12 protein-coding genes are annotated in these 9,034 nt (G+C 60.9%); 10 read left to right on the top strand and 2 right to left on the bottom strand.

The features are described 5' to 3' along the window. The 3 genes from feoB to AC04P6_RS06590 all read left to right on the top strand — a co-directional run. Positions 1-1,119 (top strand): ferrous iron transporter B (gene feoB, locus AC04P6_RS06600; protein ID WP_475565826.1); only part of this gene is annotated, 1,119 nt, incomplete at its 5' end. An 88-nt stretch (positions 1,120-1,207) separates the two neighbouring features. Then, the gene (locus AC04P6_RS06595) at positions 1,208-1,420 is read left to right on the top strand and encodes a FeoB-associated Cys-rich membrane protein (RefSeq protein WP_475565825.1); all 213 of its coding nucleotides are present in this window, start codon (positions 1,208-1,210) and stop codon (positions 1,418-1,420) included. 23 nt (positions 1,421-1,443) lie between these two features. Then, positions 1,444-2,430 carry a helix-turn-helix domain-containing protein gene (locus AC04P6_RS06590; RefSeq protein WP_475565824.1) on the top strand — a complete coding sequence of 329 codons (987 nt, stop codon included), beginning with the start codon at positions 1,444-1,446 and terminating at the stop codon, positions 2,428-2,430. A gap of 81 nt (positions 2,431-2,511) precedes the next feature. Here the strand turns inward: AC04P6_RS06590 and AC04P6_RS06585 are convergent, their stop codons facing one another. Next, positions 2,512-2,895, bottom strand: coding sequence for a metal-dependent transcriptional regulator (locus AC04P6_RS06585; RefSeq protein WP_475565823.1), 384 nt, complete (start codon positions 2,893-2,895; stop codon positions 2,512-2,514). A gap of 382 nt (positions 2,896-3,277) precedes the next feature. Here AC04P6_RS06585 and AC04P6_RS06580 point away from each other — a divergent pair, with 382 nt between their 5' ends. From AC04P6_RS06580 to AC04P6_RS06550, 7 genes are all read left to right on the top strand, one after another. After that, positions 3,278-3,685: a metal-dependent transcriptional regulator gene (locus tag AC04P6_RS06580; protein ID WP_475565822.1), complete on the top strand. Its 408-nt coding sequence runs from the start codon at positions 3,278-3,280 to the stop codon at positions 3,683-3,685. Between the two features lie 80 nt (positions 3,686-3,765). Further along, positions 3,766-4,320, top strand: coding sequence for a crossover junction endodeoxyribonuclease RuvC (ruvC, locus tag AC04P6_RS06575; protein ID WP_475565821.1), 555 nt, complete (start codon positions 3,766-3,768; stop codon positions 4,318-4,320). Further along, positions 4,320-4,895, top strand: a complete 576-nt coding sequence (gene ruvA / locus AC04P6_RS06570) for a Holliday junction branch migration protein RuvA (RefSeq protein ID WP_475565820.1) — start codon at positions 4,320-4,322, stop codon at positions 4,893-4,895. The genes ruvC and ruvA overlap by 1 nt, the downstream gene beginning before the upstream one ends. Beyond that, positions 4,896-5,984, top strand: a complete 1,089-nt coding sequence (gene ruvB / locus AC04P6_RS06565; protein WP_475565819.1) for a Holliday junction branch migration DNA helicase RuvB — start codon at positions 4,896-4,898, stop codon at positions 5,982-5,984. Positions 5,985-6,029: 45 nt separating this feature from the next. Continuing rightward, on the top strand, positions 6,030-6,446 hold the full coding sequence (locus tag AC04P6_RS06560) for a hypothetical protein (protein ID WP_475565818.1): 417 nt from the start codon (positions 6,030-6,032) through the stop codon (positions 6,444-6,446). A 179-nt stretch (positions 6,447-6,625) separates the two neighbouring features. Next, entirely contained in the window at positions 6,626-6,853 is a 228-nt protein-coding gene (locus tag AC04P6_RS06555) for a cold-shock protein (RefSeq protein WP_066660349.1), read from the top strand. Positions 6,854-6,963: 110 nt separating this feature from the next. After that, a complete protein-coding gene (locus tag AC04P6_RS06550) occupies positions 6,964-8,535 on the top strand; it encodes a Na+/H+ antiporter NhaC family protein (RefSeq protein WP_475565817.1) in 1,572 nt (523 codons plus the stop codon). A gap of 80 nt (positions 8,536-8,615) precedes the next feature. Here the strand turns inward: AC04P6_RS06550 and AC04P6_RS06545 are convergent. After that, positions 8,616-9,034: S-adenosylmethionine:tRNA ribosyltransferase-isomerase (locus AC04P6_RS06545; RefSeq protein WP_475565816.1), on the bottom strand; the 419-nt coding region annotated here is incomplete at its 5' end.

Below are 9,034 nucleotides of genomic sequence, written 5' to 3'. Positions count from 1 at the left end.
GACGGCATCGTTGCTGGCGTGGGCGCCGTTCTGGGCTTCGTTCCCCAGCTGCTCGTCCTGTTCTTCTGTCTGGCCTTCCTGGAGGGCTGCGGCTACATGAGCCGTATCGCGTTCATCCTCGACCGCGTGTTCCGTCGCTTTGGCCTGTCGGGTAAGAGCTTCATCCCCATGCTCATCGGCACGGGCTGCGGCGTTCCGGGCGTTATGGCTTCCCGTACCATCGAGAACGAGAACGACCGCCGCATGACGGTTATGACCACCACGTTTATGCCCTGCTCTGCCAAGCTCCCCATCATTGCCCTGCTTGCGGGCGCCGTGTTCGGCGGCGAATGGTGGGTTGCCCCCAGCGCGTACTTCCTGGGCATTTGCGCCATCCTGGTTTCGGGCATCATCCTGAAGAAGACCAAGGCGTTCGCCGGCAAGGCCGCTCCGTTCGTCATGGAGCTTCCCGCGTACCATCTGCCCACCATCGGTTCCATCCTGCGTAGCATGTGGGAACGCGCCTGGTCGTTCATCAAGAAGGCCTTCACCATCATCCTGTTCGCCACGATCCTGGTTTGGTTCCTTTCCAACTACGGCATCGTCGACGGTTCCTTCGGTCCCGTGGAAGACCAGGCGGAAAGCCTGCTCGCAGCTCTGGGCAACGCCATTGCGTGGATCTTCATCCCGCTGGGTTGGGGCGATTGGCAGGCTGCGGCTGCAGCGGTCACCGGCCTCATCGCCAAGGAAAACGTCGTTGGCACGCTGGGCGTTCTGTACGCGGGCGACGGTGGCTGGTACGCCAACCTGCAGGCTGCATGGCTCCCCGCCGCTGCCTACAGCTTCCTGGCGTTCAACCTGCTGTGCGCTCCCTGCTTCGCTGCCATGGGCGCCATCCGCAAGGAAATGAACAGCGGCAAGTGGTTCTGGGCGGCCATCGGCTACGAGTGCGGTCTGGCATACGTCGTCGCGCTCATCATCTTCCAGCTGGCTGGCCTGGCCACGGGCGAAGCTACGTTCGGCGTGGGCACCGTTGTCGCTATCGCGCTGCTCGGCTTCGGCGTGTACATGCTCGTACGCCCGAACAAGAATGCAGGTGGCGAGGTTCGCCTCTCGGTGAACGAGCAGCCCTCTGCGTAAGAATTAGTGTTGCCCCGCCGCGGGTGCGCGGCGGGATGGAAGGGGCGGGCTTTTCAGGGCTCGCCCCGGTTTCGAAAGGAGGCGCGTTTTGGTCAGCGTCGGAACGATAATCACCGTGCTCGTCGTTGCTGCTATCGCCATTCCCGGCGTTCGCGCCATGATGAAGTTGTTTGGCGGCAAGGAAGGCTCGTGCGGCGATTGCGCGGGCTGCTCGGGTGGCGAGGGCTGCCCGTCGTGCGGCACCGTTGACCGCATGGTATCCAACATGCAAGAGGCCCATAGCGCCACTTCGCACAAGTAACGGCGGGGGAGTGCAGGGACGGCATGGTATCTCGTACGGCAACGATATCGAAGAAGGCGGCAACGCCCGAAATACGCCACTCCGTCATTGGCCCTGGTGGGTCGGGAATAGGGGCGCTTCGCGGGTACGAGCTCTTCTCGGGCATTAGGGTGGCCACGGTCGACGTGCATTCGTCGGCGTGCGAATTCCGCTCTTCGCGTGGCCACGATGCCGATGAGTTCATCATCTGCTACTGCCAGCGTGGTTCGCTCGAGTACAAGTGCGACGACGGCCTCGTGCGCTCCATCGCTTCGGGCGAGACGTTCATCATTCGCATCGGCTCGATTGGCCAGGCTCATTGTCGCGTGCCCCATGGCTCGTTCCATGGCATCGGCGTGCTCGTGTCGCCGTCGATGCTCAGCGAGCCTGCGCGCAAGATCGCCCAGATGACGCTCGAGCTCGATCTGGATTTGTTCTTCGAGATGCTTTCTGGCATGGGCGATTTCTTCGGCGTTCCATCCGACCCCGAGCTTTCGCATATCTTCTCGGAGCTCTACGAGATGCTCCCTCCGAAGGACATGGGCTACATGCGCTTGAAAACCGCCGAGCTCGCCTTGCTCGTGGTGCGTATTCTGCAGGGCGACCGCCGCGTGTGCCTGACGGGGGAAGAGCCTTCCAACAGGCGTGCCGCCGTGGCGTATCAGGCGCAGGAAATCATGATGCGCGACATCACGCGCCAAGCCACCATCACCGAGCTCGCGCATGAGTGCCATACGTCGCCCACGGTGCTGAAGGAATCGTTCAAGCAGGTGTTTGGCGTGCCCGTGTACACGTGGTACCGCACGTTCCGCATTCATCGTGCCTGCGAGCTGCTGAAAGACCGTCGCGACGATTCTATCGCCGCCATTGCGGCCGAGGTGGGATACGCCAATCCCTCGAAATTCGCGAAGGCATTTTCCGATTGCATGGGCACCACGCCCTATATCTGGCGCGAGAACCTCAATCGCAACGACGCGAAAAAGCGCCCGTAATCGCCTGAAACGCGTATATGCAAAACGAGAGCCGGAAGCATGTGACGTGCGTCCGGCTCTCGTTCGTTTTGACGCTGGGTGCTAGTTCTGCGCGCCGTTCTTGTCCATGAATTCCTTCAGGCGCAGGAACGTCTCGTCGCTGATGTAGTGTTCGACGCGGCAGGCGTCGTCGACGGCGGTTTCCTCGCTCACGCCGATGGAGCGGAAGAAGCCGGAAAGCACGATGTGGCGCTCGTAGATTTTCACGGCGACTTCGCGGCCTGCGTCGGTGAGCGTGATGCCGCCCGCTTCGTTCATGGTTACGTAGCCCGCGTCGCGCAGCTTGCCCATCCACTCGCTGATGGTGGGCTTGGAATAGCCCATGCGCTGGGCGATGTCGACTGCTCGTACGCGGTCGAGCTCTTCTTCAAGGTTGAGAATGGTCTCAAGGTACATCTCGGCAGATTCGTGAAGAACCAGGGGCATGCTGACCTCTTTTCGATATCATGCTAGGGCGCGGACGCGCGTGTTTGATCGTATGCGCAACGTAATGCTTGCGTTGTGTTCTAGCGTATTTTACCCAAACGTATTTGAAAGCACAAAGACGCGCAGGGCGGTCCGTGTTCGGATTATGGGCTCCAATATGGTCCTTGAGCAGGCTCTTTCGCTCTGAAAGGGTTGTTTCCGCCTTTTGTAGCCAGGTTGTAATGTGCAACCGCTCCGTATATGGGCAACCCCATGTCTGCGGCGCATCTGCTACCATCTTGGCTGTGGCTGGTGCGGTTCAGCCAGTGCGTCTCGTGCGACGGGCAAGAGCGCGGGCTGGGCTGCGGAGCAAACGCAAGGCTTCTACGTGGGAGGTTTGGGCATGAGTGAGCATATGTCGCCATCGCGTCGCGTGTCTGCCTCGCGGGAAGACTACCTGGAGGCAATCGTCGAGTTGGGTGGTACGCCCCACCAGTCGGTCCGCCCTGTAGATGTGGCGGCTCATCTGGGTGTTTCCAAGGCTTCGGTGAACAAGGCCGTGGCCAGCTTGAAGGAAGCGGGCATGCTTGACCAGCCGTATTACGGCGATATCACGCTCACGGCCGAGGGGTACGAGTATGGCGCCAAGGTGCTCGAGCGCCATGCCATGCTCTACGAGTTTCTGCATGGCGTGCTTGGCGTACCGGCGGAACGCGCCAACGACGAGGCATGCCTGATCGAACACGACATCAGCGACGACACCGCCGAGGCATGGATTGCCTACATGAAGCAGGCTGCGGCAGGCGAATAGCAACTGCCGCGTTTCGCGTCTTGTGCGCGCGGCGTGTATATTCCTTCGATGCTCCTTTTCCCGAAATGGAGCTCCATCGTATGGTAGAATGCGAACAAACGTTTGTATTGCGCGCATGCGAAGGAGGCTCGGTGGAACGGCGAATCATTCTGGGCATCGACCCAGGCCTCGCCCATACGGGCTGGGGCATCATCTCCCAGCGCGGCGCCACGCTCGAGTGCCTTTCGTACGGTTGCGTCACCACGCTCGCATCGCAGCCGCTTTCCGAACGCTTATTGAAAATCTGTCAGCAGATAGGCGCCGTCATCCAGCGCTTTCATCCCACGTGCGTGGGCATCGAAACGGTTTGGTTCGGCAATAACGTCACGGCGGCATTCGCCACGGGGCAGGCGCGTGGCGCGGCTCTTGTTGCCTGTGCCGAAAGCAATCTTCACGTGGGGGAATACACGCCCCGCCAAATCAAGCTCGCGGTAGCGGGCACCGGTTCGGCCGACAAGCGTCAGATCCAGTACATGGTCGGGCAAATCTTGGCTCTGCCCGAAGACCCTCACCCCGACCACGCTGCCGACGCTCTGGCTGCGGCCATCTGCTATACCACACATGAAAACGCTCTTTCCGGAAAGGGGCTTGTGTAATGATTTCCTTCGCGAAAGGCGTCCTAGCTGCGAAGCTGTCCGACGCCGCCATTATCGAGGTTGGCGGGCTTGGCTACCATGTGGGCATGAGCGCGAACTCGCTCGCTTTGCTGCCCGAGGTGGGGCAGCCCGTGCAGGTGCATACGCATCTGCAGGTTCGCGAAGATGCGCTCACGCTGTATGGTTTTGTATCCCTCGAGGAAAAAGAGCTGTTCGAGCGCCTCATTGGCGTGTCGGGCGTAGGCCCGAAGGTGGCTCTTGCCGCTCTTTCGTCGTTCGCGCCCCAGCAGCTTTCGCATGCCATCGTCGCGGGCGACGTGGCCGCGGTGTCGCGCATTCCCGGCGTTGGCAAGAAAACGGCGCAGCGCATTATCCTGGAATTGCAGGGCGTTCTGGCACAGCCTGCCGAAGAGCCGAAGAGCGCTGCTGGCGGCAGCGTCTATCAGGCCGCCGTGGAAGACCTTCTTGCCATGGGCTTCACGTCGGCCGAATCGGAGCTTGCCCTGAAGGGCGCTCCGCAAGACCTATCCGAAACGAAGCTTCTTCAGTATGCGCTGAAGCGTTTGGGGGCCTAAATGAACGGTGGTGTTCGCATCGAGGGAATGGTGTACAGCGCCGATTCCCCTTCTGTTCCTTCGGCGCCTTTCGGTACGGAAGACGCGCGTCAGCGCACGGCATCGGTCGAGCTCGCCGAGGAAGACCTCGCGCTCGACAGGAACCTGCGCCCCCAGAAGCTGGCCGATTATCTGGGCCAAACGAAGATCAAGGAAAGCCTGGAAATCCTCATCAAGGCGGCGCAGCAGCGCGGCGATGTGGTCGACCACATCCTTTTCTCGGGCCCCCCGGGTCTGGGCAAAACCACCCTCGCCACGGTCGTGGCCAATGAAATGGGCTCCAACATCAAAACCACCAGCGGCCCTGCCATCGAGCGCACGGGCGACCTGGCCGCCATTCTCACCAATCTCGAGGAGGGCGACGTGCTCTTCATCGACGAAATCCATCGCATGAACCGCATGGTCGAGGAAGTGCTCTATCCCGCGCTGGAAGATTACGCGCTCGACATCGTGGTGGGGAAGGGCCCGGCTGCTCGCTCCATCAGGCTCGATCTTCCCAAGTTCACGCTCATCGGCGCCACAACGCGTACGGGCTTGCTCTCCGGGCCGTTGCGCGACCGCTTCGGCATGGCGTTTCGCCTGAACTACTACACGCCCGAAGAGCTCGCCGACATCGTCATCCGTTCGGCCTCCATCCTCGACGTGCCTGCCGAGCGCGAGGGTGCGCTTGAAATCGCGCGTCGCAGCCGTGGTACGCCGCGTCTGGCAAACCGCCTGCTCAAGCGCGTGCGCGATTGGGCTCAGGTGAAGGGCAGCGGCGTTATCGACGAAGATACCGCCGCCCAGGCGCTCGAGTTCTTCGAGGTGGATTCGCTGGGGCTCGACGCCGTCGACAATCGCATACTCGAGCTGCTCTGCCAGCAATTCGGCGGGCGTCCCGTGGGCCTTTCCACGCTCGCGTCGGCGCTATCCGAAGACCCCGATTCGCTGGAAGACGTCTACGAGCCCTACCTCATGCAGCAGGGCCTGCTCGTGCGCACGCCCAAGGGGCGCCAGGCAACCAGCCGCGCGTACGACCATTTGGGCATCTTGCCGCCATCGGGTCAGTAAAGCGCGCTAGAATAGGCGCCATACGCGTACGTCGAAGGGGTTGCGGTGTTTCAGCAAGACTATCTCATGAAGCTCATCATGCAGTTCATCCAGGGCGTTCAGCGCAGCATGGAACGCGCGAGCGAGGAAGACGAGGGCGACCCCGAGTCGGCGGCCGAGCTGCTCGAGGCGACTATCGGCGTTGCCACGGAAATCGACGGTGGCGTCTTGCTTTCCCTTTCGCCCGATTCCATCGCGAGCGTCCTGCAGGTTTCTGGCACCGACCCTGGCGTGGCGGAGTACATTGGCCGCAGCATGTTCCTGGAATCCGAATACCTCCAGCGTGCCGGCAGGGAAGACGATGCGCTCCTGCGCTTGCAGCAGGCTCGCGCCCTTGCCGAAGCGTACGGTTTCGAGCTCGCCGAATCCCTTGGCGGCGAAGGCTCTATGCGCGAATTTCTGCGGGAAGAGCAGGCTGAATAGCCATTTGCGGGCGCTTCGGTCCCGTATTCGGAAAATAATTGCCGAAAGTGGTAAATATTTGTCCCATTATTGTTACTTTAGTGTACAGTTTTCACTTAGTAGCGATAGCTACGCATAACGCGCAGGCCAGCGCGCTATGGGAAGTGAATCTCCATAGGGGATGGATGAAAAGAGGAAACATGGCCGAAGGTACCGTGAAGTGGTTTGGCGGCAAGACCCCCGAGGGAAAGACTCGTGGGTACGGGTTCATCACGCAGGATGGCGGCGATGACCTGTTTGTCTACTACAAGGAAATCGAAAAGGACAAGCCTGGCTTCAAGACGCTGGAAGAGGGACAGCGCGTGAGCTTCGATGTGGAGCCCGGCCAGAACGGCAAGATGCAGGCCGTTAATGTCTGCAAGCTGTAACTGCACGCTTAACAGGCGCTTTATTCCTATTAAAGCGCTTCCGTAACGCATACGAAACGGTGGGGGTATTATAATGCCTCTACCGTTTTTTGGGTATAGAGGAGTATGCAATGGAATTTATCGGATCGTTCTGGTCACTCGTACCACCGATCGTTGCCATCGTCCTGGCGCTCATTACCAAGGAAACCTTCAGCTCGCTGTTCGTGGGTATTCTGGTTGGCGCCATGCTGCTGGCATCGTTCGACCCCATCAACACCATTAACTACATCATCGCTGGCTCGGTGGGAGAGGGCGAAGACGCGATGAGCGTCGGCTTCCTGAATGCCATCAGCGACTCGTGGAACGCGGGCATCTTCGTGTTCCTCGTAATGTTGGGCATCATGGTTGCCCTGGTGAACGCCGCCGGCGGTTCGTCCGCGTTCGGCGCATGGGCTGGCCGCCATATCAAGACGCGCGTGGGCGCCATGCTCGCCACGTTCCTGCTGGGCGTTCTCATCTTCATCGACGACTACTTCAACTGCCTCACGGTTGGCGCAGTGATGCGCCCCGTTACCGACGAGCAGCGCATTTCCCGCGCGAAGCTCGCCTACATCATCGACTCTACGGCAGCTCCCATCTGCATGATTGCCCCCATTTCCTCGTGGGCTGCTGCGGTTTCCGCAACTGCGGCCGACCTCGATTCGGGCGTAACGGGCATTCAGCTGTTCGTGCAGGCAATCCCGTATAACTTCTACTCGCTGCTCACCATCGTGTTCGTGGTGGCCATCTGCATCATGGGCTTCGATTACGGCCCCATGGCCAAGGCCGAGCTCGAGGCGTATCGCAGTGGCGACACGGGTGCTCTCACTAAGGAAACGCGCGAGGAGAATCAGAGCGCGTCGCTGTTCGACATGCTCGTTCCCGTGCTCTTGCTCATCATCTTCTGCATCATCGGCATGCTCTACGTGGGCGGCTTCTGGGATCCCGAGTCCGAGGGTTACATGGATCTGTCCGCGGCCTTCGGCGGAACCGATGCGTCGGTTGGCCTGCCCTGGGGCTCCATCATCGCGCTCATTCTGAGCTTCGTGTACCTGCTTTGCCGTCGCGTTATCGACTTCAAGTCGGCAACCGACTGCTTCATCACCGGCTTCCGTGCCATGGTGCCCGCACTCATGGTTCTTACGTTCGCCCTCACGCTGAAGCTCGCCACCTCGGCCCTGGGCGCCGACGCCTACGTTGCCAGCCTCATGGAAGGCGCGGCCGAAGGCCTCTACGCGCTCCTGCCTGCGATTATCTTCCTGGTTGGCCTGGGTCTGGCGTTCGCCACGGGCACGAGCTGGGGCACGTTCGGCATTCTCATTCCCATCGTGCTTCCCATCTTCGCCAACGCTCCCGATCTGCTTACCATCGGCATTTCCGCATGCCTGGCAGGTGCCGTGTGCGGCGCCCATTGCTCGCCCATTTCCGACACGCCCATCATGGCCAGCGCCGGTGCGAATGTGAATCACATTCAGCATGTCTCAACGCAGCTGCCCTACGCGCTGTCGGTCGCGGGCGTTTCGTTCGTCTGCTTCCTCATCGCCGGCTTCGTGCATAATTGGGCGATCTGCCTGGCTGTGGGCGTCGTGCTGGTAATCGGCATGCTTCTCGTTTTGAAGCGCACGATTGGCAAATCCGTTACCGCCGAGGCTGCTGCCGAATAGGCTCTAGGCTCATACAAGAACGAGGCCCGGGCGCAGGGTAAGCGCTCGGGCCTCGTTGCGTAGTGCGTGCTTGTTGGCCGCTACTGGATAAACATCGCGTCGCCGAAGCTCAGCATGCGGTATTCGCTTTCGATGGCATGCTTGTACGCGTTCATGATGTGGTCGCGGCTGCTGAATGCGCTTACGAGCATCATGAGCGTGCTGCGCGGCACGTGGAAGTTCGTGACCATGGCGTCTACCACGTGGAACGTGCTGCCGGGCAGCAGGAAGAGGCTCGTGTGAGCGGCATCGCGTGCGACGAGCTCGCCCGCCTCGGCATCCCAGGCGCTTTCCAGGCTGCGTACGCTCGTGGTACCCACGGCGATGACGCGATGACCGGAGGCGTGCGCTTCGTTGCAGGCGTCCACGACGTGCTGCGGCACCGTGTAGGTTTCGGTGTGCATCGCGTGCGTGGTGGGGTCGTCTTCCTCGACGATGCGGAACGTGTCGATGCCCACCT

It is taken from the genome of Denitrobacterium sp. (assembly GCF_056180635.1).
Note: the sequence above shows the minus strand (reverse complement) of the source record. Positions and strands in the feature narration are given on the sequence as shown.